The sequence below is a fragment of the Mesorhizobium sp. P2_A8 genome (assembly GCF_056404935.1).
In genome coordinates this window covers 190891-205032 of sequence record NZ_JBFUDB010000012.1, presented here as the reverse complement: position 1 = coordinate 205032, position 14142 = coordinate 190891, and the positions used below count along the sequence as shown (strand labels likewise).

Below are 14142 nucleotides of genomic sequence, written 5' to 3'. Positions count from 1 at the left end.
GAATAGGTCCAGCCATGGCCGAGCGAGCCGAGCTTGTCGGAACCCTGCACCAGCACCTGCCACATCTTGTCGGCGACGATGACGCCCGACAGCGGCGCATAGGCCGAGGTCAGGCCCTTGGCGATGGTGATCAGGTCCGGCTTGATGCCGTAGTGGTCGGAACCGAACATGGTGCCCAGCCGGCCAAAGCCCGTCACCACCTCGTCGGCAACCATCAGCACATCATATTTCTTCAGCACCGCCTGGATCTTTTCCCAGTAGCCAGCGGGCGGCGGCACGATACCGCCGGTGCCGAGGATCGGCTCGCCGATGAAGGCGGCGACCGTTTCCGGGCCTTCGGCCAGGATCATCTCCTCAAGCTTGTCGGCGCAATGCTGCGAGAACTGCTCCTCGCTCATCGAGCGGTCGGCGCGGCGGAAGTAGTAAGGCGCCTCGGTGTGCAGGGTCGGCGCGCGCGGCAGGTCGAAGGCGTTGTGGAACAGGTCGAGCCCGGTCAGCGATCCCGTCATCACCCCTGAGCCATGATAGCCGCGCCAGCGGGAGATGATCTTCTTCTTCTCCGGCCGTCCCAGCACATTGTTGTAGTACCAGATCAGCTTGATGTTGGTTTCGTTGGCGTCCGAGCCGGAGAGGCCGAAATAGACCCTCGACATACCCTTCGGTGCACGGTCGATGATCATCTTGGCCAGCGTGATCGAGGCCTCGGTGCCGTGGCCGACATAGGCGTGATAGTAGGCAAGGTTCTTCGCCTGGGTGGCGATCGCATCTGCGATCTTCTGGCGGCCATAGCCGACATTGACGCAATAGAGCCCGGCAAAGGCATCGATGCTCTTCTTGCCATTGTTGTCCCAGACGGTGACGCCTTCGCCGCCGGCCATGATGCGCGTCGGGCTCTCACCCCGTGCGTGCGTGCCCATATGGGTCGAGGGATGGAAGAAATGATCGCGATCCCAGGCGTTGAGTTCGTTGGACTGGTCGAGCATTTTTTTGACTCCTTGAGATGTGGCCGGACGGACTAAGCGACGTCCAGGCAGAGATATTTCAGATCGGTGAAAGATTCGAGCCCGTGGCGCGAACCTTCGCGACCGATACCGGATTGCTTGACGCCGCCGAACGGGATCGGCGCGCCGGTGATCTTGACGCGGTTGATGGCGACCATGCCGTAGTCGAGCGCGCGGCCCATGCGCTGCTGGCGTGCGCCGTTCTCGGTCACGACATAGGCGACGAGGCCGTATTCGGTGGCGTTGGCGCGGGCGATCACTTCGCCCTCGCTGTCGAAGGGCGTCACGGCGGCGACCGGTCCAAAAGTCTCCTCGTGCATGATCAACGCTTCGTCGGTGACATCGGCCAGCAGCGTCGGCTGGTAGAACAGCGGCCCAGCCTGATGCCGCTTGCCGCCGGCGAGGCAGCGCGCTCCATGAGCGATGGCATCGGCCACCTGCTCCTCGACTTTGGTGACGGCGCGCTCATGCATCAACGGTCCGATGTCGATCTTGTCAGCAAGCCCATTGCCTGCTCGCAGCGCCTCAATGCGCCTGGCAAAGGCGATGCAAAAACGGTCGTATATCGGGCGCTGGACATAGATGCGGTTGGCCGCGAGGCAATCCTGGCCCGATGTGGCGAACTTGGCGTCGATGGCAATGTTCACGGCCCTGTCGAGGTCGGCATCGGCAAAGACGATCAGCGGCGCATGGCCGCCAAGCTCCATCACCAGCCGCTTCATCGTCGGCGCGCTCTGGGCGGCGATCAGCCGGCCGATCTCGGTCGAACCGGTGAAGCTCATGGCGCGGACGCGCGGGTCCTCACACATGCGGCCGACGATCGTCGCGGCCTTGCCGGTGATGACGTTGAAGACACCGGCGGGCAGACCGGCGCGCTCGCCGAGCTCAGCCAGGGCCAGCGCCGACAGCGGCGTCTCGGATGAAGGATGCGCGACGATGGTGCAGCCGGCGGCGAGAGCGGCCGCCGCCTTGCGGGTCAGCATGGCGGACGGAAAGTTCCACGGCGTCACCACACCGACGACACCGAGCGGCTCGCGCCGCACCATCATCTCGGCATTCGGCAGGTGGCTGGTGACGCTCTCGGCGTTAAGGCGCTTGGCTTCTTCGGCGTACCACTCGACGAAGGAGGCGGCGTAGTCGATTTCGCCAAGCGATTCCTGCAACGGCTTGCCCTGTTCCAGCGTCATCAGCAGAGCGAGATCGTCTTTCGCGACAACGATCATTTCGAACCATTTTCGCAGGATTCTGGACCGCTCCTGCGGCAGCAGCGAGCGCCAGGCCGGAAAGGCGCGCGCTGCGGCATCGATCGCCTTTGTCGTCTGGTGCGCATCGAGCGCGGCGACGAATGCGACAGTGGCGCCGGTGGCCGGATCGGTGACCTCGAAACTTTCGGCCGCTTCGCTCGCGGTCCAGTGGCCGTCGACATAGGCAAGCTCGCGCAGCAGACGGCGATCGACGAGGCGGTCGAGCGATTCGTGGCGATGCGAGCGGGCGAAATGCGCGGACATGGTCGTGGCCTCCCGGTTCGGACAATGCGGGAAGACTATCTGCGGTCAGCGGACAGAGAGGCTGTTTAGATGCCTTGAAGGAGAGAGACTCTCTCTATTGCGTGGACCCGACAGACAATCTCTCTGGGGTCTACGACGATACCGGCAGCAGGTCGCCTATCGGTAGCACGATTTCATCCTTCACCGTCTTGGTGACGATGTAGGTGAAGTAGCGGTCGATGCCGATCTCGCGCTCGAGCAAGCCGTCGACCAGCCGCTGATAGGCGTCTATGTCGCGCGCCATCACCTTCAAGACATAGTCGACGCCGCCGCCCACCGACCAGCAGGCGACGATTTCGGGAATGTCGCGGATGACGCGTTCGAAACGGTCGAAATCGGCCTGGCGATGGCTGGCCAGCGTCACCTCCATCAGCACGGTGGCCACCGGCGCCACGACGCGCATGGCGATCCTTGCGTGATAGCCCGAGACGATGCCGGCCTTCTCCAGCTTGCGCAGCCGCATCCAGCACGGCGTCGGCGACAGCCCGACTTGCTCGGCCAGTGCCAGCTTGGTGATGCGCCCGTCGCGCTGGATGGCGTCGAGGATTTTCAGATCGATCGCGTCGAGTTTCGCTGATGTCATCGGCGTCCGCTATTTCTCATTGCCGCGTTCGTCTCGATGCCAGGCTGGTTGCCACAATTGAGTGCTTTAGCCCCGCTTCAAGCCCGAGGTTATAAACCATTGGCGCGATCCAGAGATCGGCCGACAACGGCTTATGATAAGGAATGCCTGATAGAAGATGCACGTGCGACGGGACGGCCCTCTAAGATCAGGCGCTTTGGGTGTGTCTACTCAGGCGGCCGGCTACATAGCCCTGGCCTTCTTCATTCTGATTATCCTTCTATTTTGTAGGCCACAACGCGCTCCGTAACGCGTCAGTTAGCTTCTTGAACATGTCTAGGAAATAGAGTTCAGCGGCCCAAGGCGCCTCTCCTAAGCAATATGAACAGGTCGCCCGGCTGGCCCGCTCCGTCGGCGTTCTGCGGCATCCTACTTGGAGTCATTTCAAAATTCTCGCGATACGCCTTTGAAAAGTGCGAGGCCGAGACGAAACCACAGCCATCGCGATCTCGACGATTGGGAGTTGCGAGTTCAGGATCAGTCCAGCGAAACACGTCGGCCGCCCGATCCACTACACCTCGATTCCAAACGGTTTCTTTATCCCTCGAGCAGGGCAAAACAGTACGTGATAGCTAGCTCAGTTGCGGGAATGAGAATTTCGTCCGAAACGGCGAAAGTCGGTGTATGGAGGCCTGAGTTCTTGCCGGGCTCGCCGCTGCCGAACAAGAAATAGATGGAGGGTATGCATTGGGCGTAGAAGCCGAAATCATCGCTGCCACTGCGCGTAATGTCCTGCGAAAAAGCATCGGGCCCAGCCACCTCTAGCACCGTGCTGCGAAACCGGTTGACCATATTGGCGTCGTTTATCACTGCAGGCTCACCTGAACGTATAATGCATTTGGCTTTCCCGCGGTGCATTGCCGCGACACCTTCTGCGATTTCCCGCACCCGTTGAGATAGCTGAGCCCGGCGTGCCGGACTGCTTGTCCTGATCGTGCCTTCCAGCACAACCGAAGGACAAATTATGTTGGTTGCGTTTCCTCCATGAATTGTACCTATGGTGATAATTGATCTATCATCTATAGGCATTTCCCGCGACACGACCTTTTGGACCTCGTTGATGAATGCGGCGGCGATGGTGATGGCATCAACGCCAGCGTGCGGAGTTGCTCCGTGCGCGGAGGTGCCTGTCACGGTGACGCTGAACTGGTCTGCGGATCTGCACCGGGAAGAGCACCATATTTTCCACGGGGCATGGAGGGATCGACATGGAAGCCCACGGCACAATCGAAGCCGGTAAGCAAGTCCGCTTCCACAACGGACCGTCCTCCGAGGGGCTCGGCTTCCTCAGCCGGCTGGAATACCACGCGAAGCCTCCCGGCAAAATTGTGCCGTAATCTGTGAAAGGCCAACGCTACGCCCATGGCGATTGAAGCATGCACGTCGTGGCCGCACGCGTGCATTATCCCCTCTACCTGAGATCGATATGGTAGATCCTCCCTAACCTCGCTTATCGACAGAGCATCAATGTCGCCCCGAACTGCGAGCGAGCGTCTCTGTCCCGAAGCTGTTCCCTCAATGTCGATGTAGAGTCCCGTATCATGAAATACCTTCGCGCCGGTGAGACCGAACCTTTCCAAGGTTTCCCGGATACGCTGTTGTGTCTTCCACTCGGTGTTCGATAGTTCCGGCTCCCGATGCAACGCATGGCGCAGTTCTAGCAGCGCCTCGTGTTCGGAACTGGTGAGGAAACTGTTGATCTGAGGGTTCATGTTGTTGCGCTCCTCATGGCACGTATCTGATCAAAACCAGCGGTGGTCGTTTCGCAGCAGGGTGAATGCCGGTATACTCCGCGAAAGTTCGACCGCTTTTGGCACCCGCTCAGATGGCGTCGGCAGATCAGCGGAAGGGCAATCCGCTTCCACTTCATCGTCTTTGAAACGACGCCTAGGTCTAATTTCGCGGCAAGCCAATTTCCGCCGCTAACTCGTCGCGGCGACTGTGTTCGCCAAGCAAATCCAGAGAATGCCAAGCCATCGCATTGACGCTACCCAGCACTGGGTGACCCAGGACATCTCCAATTCGCGCAAGGTCTCGGCGCTCGATCGAGAAGGCCGCGCACGAGACAAATAGCGCATCCAACGGCCCCGTTGAATCCAAAAGCCTCTTCAGTTCGGCTTGGATGCGCTCGATCGGCACGCGGGAAATGTCATCATCGGTAACAAGATTCATGGGATGCGATAGCGAATACGCGGCGATCACTTGGATCCCGTGTGATGCAAAATACGGCGCGAATTTATTGTGCAAAGCAGGCCCATACGGGGTCAGCAACGCGATTCGTTTGATGCCGAACCGGTGCATCATCGTGACTGCTGCTATTCCGGGCGATGTATAGCGAAGGCCGCTCCGCGCGGAACTAAGATGATTGATAAGCACCTCATTTCCGAGCGCAATGGTCGCGGAGGTGCACGCAAACGCTACCAAGTCCACCAAATCGCCGGGCGGTAGCGTTGCCAGCAAAACGGGCCAATCAGGGACCGGGATAAAGCCTCCAGCTTGATGATCGGCCTCGTCATAAGAGGTGCGAGTCGTAAAAACTCGTATCGGATAACTCGCCATCTCCGCTTTAAAGGCGTCCTCTCCGACCGGGTCGGTCGAGAGCGTTATCAAACCTATGCCTTTCATCGCCGCGTAACCTCATTGTCAATCGGCCAAAACAACTGCGATCTCCCTCGTCTGACGCTGGGGGCTTAGATCTGGAAGATCTGCCGAGGCGCGCTGGTCAACACTTCCGCTCCCGTGTCGGTTACCCGAAAGGTCTCGCTGATAACGTATCCAAAATCCTCATCGATCCAATTGCCCAGCATTAGATGAAACGTCATGTTGGCCTTCAGTTCCGTCATGTCACCGTCTTTGAGACTGGCGGTTGGCTCCATCCAACCGATACCGTGGGCGTAGCCGCAGCGTGATTCCTTTCTGAAGCCCTCCTTCTCAATCGTACGGTAGAATGCGTTGGCGACATCGCTGCAGGTGCATCCTGGCCGGATCGTCTCAAGCGCGGCCCCAAGCCCTGCAACCTCCGCATCGTGGATGCGGCGCAGTCGGTCAGATGGCGCGCCAATCGAAAATGTACGCATTATGCCGGCACAATAGCCGTAGCGCACACCGCCAAGTTCAAGGTTGATCTGCGAGCCATCGCGAAAAACGTCCTCACTCCACGGGATGTGAGAGGTGCCCGTGCGTGGCGAGGAGCACAAGCCAATCTGTTGGATCATTGTTCCGGGCTTGCCATTGGCGCCGCGCGCCAGCGTGCCCAGAATTTCACCGATCGCGTCAGCCTCTCTCACCCCTGGCCGTATGACCTCGGCCGCGCGCTGAATCGCTGCATCGGAAATCGCAGCCGCTTCGCGCATAATTTCAATCTCACGATCGGACTTGACGAGGCGTATCCAGGCAACTGCTTTGGTGCAGTCGACTAACTTCGCCTTGGGCAAACGGCTCTTGAATTTCTCCGCGGTTTGAAAAAACAGGGAACTGATTTCGACCCCTATCCCGCGGTTTTCAAGGCCCGACTCCAGCAAAAAGTCGATTATTGTATCGTAGCCGTCTGTATCAGGATTGCCGACAAGTGCCTCCGGATAGCCGATGATCTTTGTGCGATCGAGGAAAGTCTCATGGATGGCCGCCGGCGCATCCATACGCCGCAGAATGAATGTCGGTTCTTCCTCTGCGATCTGCACCACAAGTCCTTGCGGCACGTAACCTGACAGCGCGGTATAGCCCGTTAGGTAGGTAATGTCGCTGGCGGAAGTAACGACAAGCGCGTCGAGGTCGCGCCGTGACATCTCTTTTTTTACCGCGGCCAGCCTGCCCAAATATTCTGTTCGGGGGAATGCCTGCGGACCCCTGTACATCGTCATATACTGCCTCCTTGGCGTTTTGATCGATAGCAATTCAAGCTGGCCAATGCTGACGGGCACAACATGAAGACACAATATGAAGATCCCTCTGTCGTCACATATCGCCGGGATAATGCCCTAGGCGTTGCCTTCAAAATATACGCATATTACGGTGGCGTTTCTGCTCTACTCCGTAGTGTTTCTCAAGATAGTGAAGCGCGATGACAGAGGGTACGCTGACCGCCAAAAAAAACAGTCCCACCATAGTGATCGGCTCAAGGTATCGATAGTGAATGTTGGCGATGATCCGTGCCTCGCCCATCAGTTCTATGACGGTAATCACTGAGAGCAAGGGGGTCTCCTTGAACATCGCAACAATGTAGTTACCAAGCGCAGGCAACATCGGGGGTACCGCCAGCGGCACGATAACGTACCGCCAGGTCTGTAGTCGGGTCAGGTTCAGGGCTTTGGCCGCTTCCCAGAGGCCCGGATCAATATTGTCGATACCGGCACGGTATACCTCGGACGTATAGCTCGAATAGTGGATGCCTAGCGTAATAACTCCCGCCATGAGAGGGCTTAGGTAAATCCCGACATCGGGCAGGACGTAAAACGTGAAGTAAAGCTGCACAAGAAGTGGAGTGCCGCGCACAAAGCCGATGGTGAACCGAACGAACGAGCCCATGACAGGGCCGGCCGAGCGCCTCAGAATTGCAATCCCCAACCCAGCCAGCATGGCGAGCGCAGACGCCAAAAGACTGGCGTATACTGTTATCTTCACGCCCTGTGCTAGCAGCGGGATAATCTGCAGCGCAAAGGACCAATCCCATTCCATGTTAAGTCCTTCGTCCTGGAGTGGGCCGGAGTCGTCGTTCGACGGCGCTAAAAAGCGACGAGAGGATCATCGCCAGCACGAAGTAGACGATCAGGATGGTGGTGAACGGTACCGACGCGTCGCCCGTTTGCGCACGTACGGTCTGCGCTCGGAAAGTCATGTCTGAAAGCGAGATCAATGACACGACGGAGGTTGATTTCAGCAGTTCAACAGCGCTATTCGAGAAGGGTGGGATCATCAGCCGCAAGGCTTGAGGCAAGAGCACGTATCTAAGCCGCTCCCAACGTCCCAGGTTTAACGCGATACATGCCTCGAACTGCTCACGTGGCAATGCCAGCATGGCGCCGCGGACAATTTCGGACATGTAGGCACCCGAATTAAGACCCAGGATGAGCACCCCTGCTTGAAGCGGAGTCAGCGACACTCCCGCCAAAGGCAGCACGAAATAGGCCCAGAACAGCTGGACAAGCATCGAACTGCCTCGGAAAAACTCCATAAATACCCTGGCCGGCCACCGAAGCCAGACAGTGTTGGCGAGGCGTGCGAAACCCACCACGAAAGCCACGAAGAGCGCCAACAGGCCTCCCATAAGCGTGAGCTCTATGGTTAGGATCGCGCCACTGAGGATGATGGGCAAGAATTCAATAGACGCTGGCATCTAAAGACTTAGTCCTGCGGCCACAATCTTGTGAAGGAATTGCTTGGTCCGTTCTTGCTGCGGGTTGGAGAAGATGTCTTTGGGCGGGCCTTCCTCTATGATGCGCCCGCCGTCCAGAAAGAGCACGCGGTCAGCAAAATCGCGCGCGAAACTCATCTCGTGGGTTACGAGCAACATCGTCATGTCGGTCTCGACCGCCAGTTTGCGCATCACATTGAGAACTTCCTCGACAAGCTCGGGGTCCAGCGCCGAGGTGACCTCATCGAACAACATGACTTTTGGCTTCAGGGCCAGCGCTCGTGCTATCGCCACACGTTGCTTCTGGCCACCGGACAGTTCGGCAGGGAGTGCGTCAGCTTTGTGCGCCATGCCCACCATTTCGAGCAGCTCCATGGCTAAAACCTTGGCGGCTGCCTGAGATAGCCCTTGAGTGAGGATCGGCGCCAAGGCCACGTTGCGCAGGACTGTCATATGGGGGAAAAGATTAAATTGCTGAAACACCATGCCGATGTTTCGGCGCACCTCGTGAAGCTGAGTTTCGCGTTGCCGCGTACTTAGCTTCGCCATGCCAGGGTTCCACAGTGGCGAGCCCTGGATGGCGACACTGCCGCCTTCAATTTCTGCGAGGGTCATCAAGATACGCAGGATTGTGGTCTTGCCCGAGCCTGACGCGCCAATCAGCGCCAGTTTCTCTCCAGGCGACACACTGAAACTCAGATCGGTCAGAACGGGATGCGCGCCATATAGTTTGCGCACGTCGGTGAATTGGACCATAGGCGATGCCATGACAGCTCCCGGAAGCATTGGCCCACAAATCGACAGAGAACGTCGGTCCCTGGGCTCATAGACGGCCAGTCGGTATCTTGGCCGTACTTGTTGGAAAGGGAAGCACCACTTTCGGGGTGCGTCCCTGTCTCGTCAACAAACGCCTCATTTGGCGCAGAGTTTTTCCGTAGTTACGTTTTCGACATGCGCGCCTTCTTCGAAATTGTACTTTTTCAATATCTCAATGTATTTGCCATTGGCGCGAATCTTACGAAGACCATCGTTGTATGCGTCGCGCAACGCGGAGCTATCCTTGTTGAAGCCGGCCGCCGCGCAGGATTTGAGGTTGTCCAGACGGACGAATCGCATTTCCTTGGGGTCCAGCCTTTTGAACATCGCAGCCCCCGTGTAGGAGTCGTGAGCGTAGACGTCGATGCGTTTGTCAGTCAGAAGCTTAATGCCGCTGGTCGCGTCGGGAAACACAACGATTTTGTCCTCCTTCACTCCAGCGGCCAGCGCCAACTTCTGCTCATAACACCCACCGCATACGCCAATCGTCAGACCCTGCTCAGCAATGTCCTTGTAAGTGTTCACCTTGTCGGCTAGCGCGGCGGGCACGATTAGGACCTCGGCATTGCACGAGACCGGATCCGAGAAAAGGACCGCCTCGCAACGCTCCGGCTTGATGTAGAGGGCCCCGCTCGTAGACAGCGTGGCGCGTTTCGATTGCAGCGCGGGGATCATCGCACCATATTCCATGACCTGACCGGAGTACTTGGTGATGCCGGCCTCCGCGAGAATAGCTGCATCCATTTCTGGTCCCAAACCGCCCGGAGAACCGTCTGCGTTCATGGTCATCAATGGGGGATCATTGGCGATTGCGATCGTTGCGCCGTTCGCTTTCACCTCATCAATCGTTTGAGCTAACGCGCTCCCATATGAAATGTTAGTCGCCCCAGCGATAAATAACGACATGACTGAGACTGCAAAGCATTTGCGTAGATTTGTCATTGCCATTCCCCTTTTCTGGATTTTACGGCTGGTTTACTAGGTTGCAACTCAGGAAGCGATGCGGATACATCTCTTCGTACGATAGCGCAGCGCTTAAGACGGCGCTGTCCTCCCCGCGTGCGCCGATAATCTGCATGCCTATGGGCAATCCATCCTCTGTCAACCCGCACGGCACAGTTGAAGCAGGCTGCTGGCTGAGATTGATCGGAAAGCTGAATGAAGACCACGAGACCCAGCTTTGCAGGTCGCCTCCAGGCGGAGTATCGTGACCGGCTTCGAATGGCAGCACCGGGACAGTCGGCGAGATGATAAAGTCATGTTCGGCAAGCAAGGCATCCATGGCGGCTCCGAACTTAGCGCGCCGTATCTCCGCAGCCATGCGTTCGACGCCAGTATAGCCTTGCCCCTCACTGGCCGCGTTTAGAAACCCTGGGTCGAGGGTGGACCACTTCTCAGGATCGATCGAAGCTAACCTATTCGCCGCTCCGACATACCAGTGAGCGTAGAAGAGTTCGAGGAGATTTTCCTGTCCCGGAAGGCGTATCTCCGCGACTATGGCGCCGGCTTCCTCGAGGTCATTTACAACGCCTTCAATCGCCGCGGCCACAGCAGGCTCAACGTTGCCGACGCAAGGCTCTTTCCAATAACCGATGCGCTTTCCCTTCCAATCGAGATGGGACACATTCAACTTCGGGTACCTAATGGGGGGCTGGGTCCAGTCGCGCAAATCGCGCCCGGACACTACTTCCAACATTGCAACAGCATCAGCCACCGTGCGCGTCATTGGTCCAATGTGTGCTACCGTGCCAAATGAGCTTAAAGGATGGGCAGCAACTCGCCCGTAAGTCGGCTTGTGGCCTACAATGCCCGTGAATGACGAGGGGATTCGAATTGATCCCCCGCCGTCCGTGCCAAGGTGCAAGATGCCTGCCCCGCAGGCTGCCGCAACGGCCGCTCCGCCCGAGGAGCCGCCTGGTGTGCGGGTTGGGTTCCACGGGTTGCGGGTGACCCCAAATGCAGGGCTGTCAGTCACCGCTTTCCAGCCGAACTCAGGTGTGGTGGTCTGGCCAATAAAGATGGCTCCGGCCTCACGCAACCGCGCGACTGAAGGAGCATCCCGATCCATGGGGGCTGGGTCGGTCGTACGGCTACCATATCGAACAGTCCATCGCCGCACATGAACGATATCCTTCACTGTAGTGGGAATGCCATCTATCGGCGAGAGCGGCTCACCTTTCGCCCATCTTCGTTCGGCGGAGCGAGCGGTCGCCAGGGCATTTTCCGGATCAAGGAAGGTGAACGGGTTTAGCGACCCTTGTATTTCAGTGGCTCGAGCGAGCGTCGCCTGGGTTATTTCGACAGGCGAAAGCTGTTTATTTCGATACGCTTCCGCGAGGCTTTCGACGCCGAAACCATTGAGTTCCGACACCCCTAGCTCCGGCAAGTACTTGCCACTGCCCGCAGTCTTCAGGTTCATTTTTCCTCCCCCTGTGAGCGGACTATGCAGGAAAATCAAAACCCTATAAAATGCATTATTTGGTGCGCTTTAGTGCATAGGATGTAGTTATGGATATGTCGCTCCGCCAGCTCCGCTATGTTGCAACTGTTGCAGAATCGGGGTCGATCGCTGCAGCGGCCCGAACCTGCCGGATTTCGCAATCATCCATTCTGTCGGCTGTCGACGCCGCTGAGATCGAGATGGGGGCCCGGTTGTTTGAACGACGCCCCTCACGCGGCGTCGTCGCGACGCCTGCGGGTCAGCGCTTCTTAGGTTCAGCGGGCCTGCTGCTTGCAGCGGAAGCAGAATTCGAGCGCTCAATGGAGAGGCACAGCCCCAAGGCGCCTAAGATTCTTCGGCTAGGTTGTTTCGAACCTTTCGGAGCTCTCTTTATGCCCGAGCTTTTGCGTCGTTTCATAGACCAGGAAGGGGTTGAGGTTCAGTTGTTCGAGGGCGAGCAGCCACAACTCCTAAGGTGGCTGGAAGGCAATACTGTTGACGCCGTGCTCACCTATGACATAGGTGCAGGGCTTCCCGGGGATGCCGCGATTTTAGCTCGTGTTCCCCCTCATGCTCTGTTGCACGTTGAGAGTGAGTTGGCCAAGCATGCTGAAGTTAGCCTGACCGAACTCGCGCGGTTGCCTCTGGTGCTTCTCGACTTGCCGCAAACTTCTGCGTACTTGTTGACCTTGTTCGATATCGTTGGAGAACGGCCAAAAGTGGGTTTTAGGACCCGTAGCTATGAGTCCGTGCGGGCCGCAGTCGCTTGCGGATTCGGTTTTTCAATTCTCAACATGCGACCCCTCGGTCGTGGAAGTCCAGACAGCGATATGTTAACGCGCAAACGCATAGTCGAGGATCTACCCGCGCCGCAATTGATAATCGTTGATCGGTATGGGCCAGCGAAGCCCCCTTTCCTACGGCGCTTCACCAGTGTGGCACAGATGTTTTTCCACGAATTCCTTTTCCCATAGCCTGAGGCAACAATCGTCGCGGACCGATCCTGTGCGACGGATCAGCACGAGCCGGGCACATGACCGGGAAAGCGTGTCACATGCGCTGGACCGCATACGGCAGGCCGCAAGGCAAAGGAGGGAAGAAGGAGAAATTCACCGCGCAGTTCCACCAGATCAATCCAGGGATGCTGAGGACGGCGTTCTACGCCTTGAGCGTGACGCGGCCCCCGGCGCAGATGGGCAGACTTGGCGAACTTATGAAGCAGACCTCGATCAACGGATCGCGGATACCTGCTCAGTCCGGTTCAACGGGAGGCGTATCGTGCCCTGCCGTCGCGGCGAACGTATATACTGAAGCCAGACGGGCGGCAGCGGCCGCTTGCGATTGCCGCCCTTGAAGACAAGATCGTCCAGAGGGCGACGGCGGCAATGCTGAACCAAATCTACGAGGGGGGACTTCCTCGGTTCAGCTATGGGTTCCGATCGGAGCGCGGCCAGCATGATGCGCTGGACGCCCTGTTTGTCGGGGTCGAAACGCGGAGGGTGAGCTTCATTCTGGAAGCCGACATTGCGAGCTTTTTCGACGGAGTCAGTGAAGGAACCGCAAATGGCTCAAGGCTGGTGTCCTGGAAGACAGGATGGTCACGGTTAGTGATGGGAACCGGGCAGGGTTCGGTGATTTCGCCGCTGCTTGCCAATATCTACCGACACTACGATCTGTCGGCCGAGCGCTGGCGACGGCGTGAGGCTACTGGCGACATGATTATCGTCCGCTATGCCGCGATATCGTGGCTGGCGAACTGAAACGCCGAGCAGGCTCGCCGCTGCAACAGTCGTCATTCGCCGCTCAATGACCTTCGATAGGACCTCGATGCGGTGCAGTCGCGTTCGCTCATTAAATCACTCCAATCCGCAATCTCCCGCGTTGTCGAAGGCGGCGAGAAGATTGACAAGGCACAAGCAGGAGCGACATTCCTACTTTGCCAGATCCGGACATTTTAACTTAGCTGCTACATCAAATAGTCGCATAAATGGCAGTCTGGAACTCACTGTAAAGTCCGGAGATATTTGGCATTTCGCGGGGGTTTACCAGTCCGGAATTTTGGGTCGCTGGTGGGTGGCCTATGCCATTACTCTCAGGAGTATTTTTGGGCTGCGGAGCGCGCGGATTTGCGTAGATTATGAAGGGCATTGTTGGTCCACCTGCCACGAATAGCGCTCGCTGTATGGAACTGAGTTTGCGCGCCTTCGATTGGACAGGCTCTGTGGTGGAGTTCCTAACCGCCATGCTTAGTCGGTGTCGGTCTTGCAGCCCACACGACCTCCAAAGCCCGCATAACTCCAGACAGCGACAGATAACTGCACGGTGGAACGTCGCTGCCTTGGCTGCCCCGCGCCAGACGATTTGGC

General features: G+C 57.9%; 14 protein-coding genes. 2 read left to right on the top strand and 12 right to left on the bottom strand.

What is annotated here, in order from left to right:
• The 12 genes from AC1D10_RS32075 to AC1D10_RS32020 form a co-directional block, all read right to left on the bottom strand.
• A partial coding sequence (locus tag AC1D10_RS32075) for an aminotransferase class III-fold pyridoxal phosphate-dependent enzyme (RefSeq protein WP_477278797.1) occupies positions 1 to 983 on the bottom strand: 983 nt, incomplete at its 3' end.
• A 32-nt stretch (positions 984 to 1015) separates the two neighbouring features.
• Positions 1016 to 2509: an NAD-dependent succinate-semialdehyde dehydrogenase gene (locus AC1D10_RS32070; protein ID WP_477278796.1), complete on the bottom strand. Its 1494-nt coding sequence runs from the start codon at positions 2507 to 2509 to the stop codon at positions 1016 to 1018.
• 130 nt (positions 2510 to 2639) lie between these two features.
• A complete protein-coding gene (locus tag AC1D10_RS32065) occupies positions 2640 to 3131 on the bottom strand; it encodes an Lrp/AsnC family transcriptional regulator (protein WP_477278795.1) in 492 nt (163 codons plus the stop codon).
• A gap of 576 nt (positions 3132 to 3707) precedes the next feature.
• Positions 3708 to 4304: a M20 metallopeptidase family protein gene (locus tag AC1D10_RS32060; RefSeq protein ID WP_477278794.1), complete on the bottom strand. Its 597-nt coding sequence runs from the start codon at positions 4302 to 4304 to the stop codon at positions 3708 to 3710.
• Positions 4301 to 4882, bottom strand: a complete 582-nt coding sequence (locus AC1D10_RS32055; RefSeq protein ID WP_477278793.1) for a M20/M25/M40 family metallo-hydrolase — start codon at positions 4880 to 4882, stop codon at positions 4301 to 4303. The genes AC1D10_RS32060 and AC1D10_RS32055 overlap by 4 nt, the downstream gene beginning before the upstream one ends.
• A 181-nt stretch (positions 4883 to 5063) precedes the next feature.
• A complete protein-coding gene (locus AC1D10_RS32050) occupies positions 5064 to 5795 on the bottom strand; it encodes an aspartate racemase/maleate isomerase family protein (RefSeq protein WP_477278792.1) in 732 nt (243 codons plus the stop codon).
• A 65-nt stretch (positions 5796 to 5860) separates the two neighbouring features.
• Positions 5861 to 7030: a M24 family metallopeptidase gene (locus AC1D10_RS32045; RefSeq protein ID WP_477278791.1), complete on the bottom strand. Its 1170-nt coding sequence runs from the start codon at positions 7028 to 7030 to the stop codon at positions 5861 to 5863.
• A 130-nt stretch (positions 7031 to 7160) separates the two neighbouring features.
• The gene (ehuD, locus tag AC1D10_RS32040; protein ID WP_477278790.1) at positions 7161 to 7844 is read right to left on the bottom strand and encodes an ectoine/hydroxyectoine ABC transporter permease subunit EhuD; all 684 of its coding nucleotides are present in this window, start codon (positions 7842 to 7844) and stop codon (positions 7161 to 7163) included.
• Position 7845: 1 nt separating this feature from the next.
• Positions 7846 to 8502, bottom strand: a complete 657-nt coding sequence (ehuC, locus tag AC1D10_RS32035) for an ectoine/hydroxyectoine ABC transporter permease subunit EhuC (RefSeq protein ID WP_477278789.1) — start codon at positions 8500 to 8502, stop codon at positions 7846 to 7848.
• Entirely contained in the window at positions 8503 to 9288 is a 786-nt protein-coding gene (ehuA, locus tag AC1D10_RS32030; protein ID WP_477278788.1) for an ectoine/hydroxyectoine ABC transporter ATP-binding protein EhuA, read from the bottom strand. It lies immediately after the preceding gene.
• 144 nt (positions 9289 to 9432) lie between these two features.
• Positions 9433 to 10284 (bottom strand): ectoine/hydroxyectoine ABC transporter substrate-binding protein EhuB, encoded by an 852-nt coding sequence (gene ehuB / locus AC1D10_RS32025; RefSeq protein WP_477278787.1) that lies wholly within the window; start codon positions 10282 to 10284, stop codon positions 9433 to 9435.
• 16 nt (positions 10285 to 10300) lie between these two features.
• Positions 10301 to 11755: an amidase gene (locus AC1D10_RS32020; RefSeq protein ID WP_477278786.1), complete on the bottom strand. Its 1455-nt coding sequence runs from the start codon at positions 11753 to 11755 to the stop codon at positions 10301 to 10303.
• Between the two features lie 89 nt (positions 11756 to 11844).
• Between AC1D10_RS32020 and AC1D10_RS32015 the strand changes: the two genes are divergently transcribed.
• A complete protein-coding gene (locus tag AC1D10_RS32015) occupies positions 11845 to 12750 on the top strand; it encodes a LysR family transcriptional regulator (protein WP_477278785.1) in 906 nt (301 codons plus the stop codon).
• Positions 12751 to 13023: 273 nt separating this feature from the next.
• A complete protein-coding gene (locus tag AC1D10_RS32010; protein WP_477278812.1) occupies positions 13024 to 13536 on the top strand; it encodes a reverse transcriptase domain-containing protein in 513 nt (170 codons plus the stop codon).
• Positions 13537 to 14142: the final 606 nt, after the last annotated feature.

Bases quoted from the DNA above. Each gene is read 5' to 3' on its own strand.
- AC1D10_RS32070 (WP_477278796.1), bottom strand. From the start codon at position 2,509: ATGTCCGCGCATTTCGCCCGCTCGCATCGCCACGAATCGCTCGACCGC.
- AC1D10_RS32065 (WP_477278795.1), bottom strand. From the start codon at position 3,131: ATGACATCAGCGAAACTCGACGCGATCGATCTGAAAATCCTCGACGCC.
- AC1D10_RS32055 (WP_477278793.1), bottom strand. From the start codon at position 4,882: ATGAACCCTCAGATCAACAGTTTCCTCACCAGTTCCGAACACGAGGCG.
- AC1D10_RS32050 (WP_477278792.1), bottom strand. From the start codon at position 5,795: ATGAAAGGCATAGGTTTGATAACGCTCTCGACCGACCCGGTCGGAGAG.
- AC1D10_RS32045 (WP_477278791.1), bottom strand. From the start codon at position 7,030: ATGACGATGTACAGGGGTCCGCAGGCATTCCCCCGAACAGAATATTTG.
- ehuD (WP_477278790.1), bottom strand. From the start codon at position 7,844: ATGGAATGGGATTGGTCCTTTGCGCTGCAGATTATCCCGCTGCTAGCA.
- ehuC (WP_477278789.1), bottom strand. From the start codon at position 8,502: ATGCCAGCGTCTATTGAATTCTTGCCCATCATCCTCAGTGGCGCGATC.
- ehuA (WP_477278788.1), bottom strand. From the start codon at position 9,288: ATGGCATCGCCTATGGTCCAATTCACCGACGTGCGCAAACTATATGGC.
- ehuB (WP_477278787.1), bottom strand. From the start codon at position 10,284: ATGGCAATGACAAATCTACGCAAATGCTTTGCAGTCTCAGTCATGTCG.
- AC1D10_RS32020 (WP_477278786.1), bottom strand. From the start codon at position 11,755: ATGAACCTGAAGACTGCGGGCAGTGGCAAGTACTTGCCGGAGCTAGGG.
- AC1D10_RS32015 (WP_477278785.1), top strand. From the start codon at position 11,845: ATGGATATGTCGCTCCGCCAGCTCCGCTATGTTGCAACTGTTGCAGAA.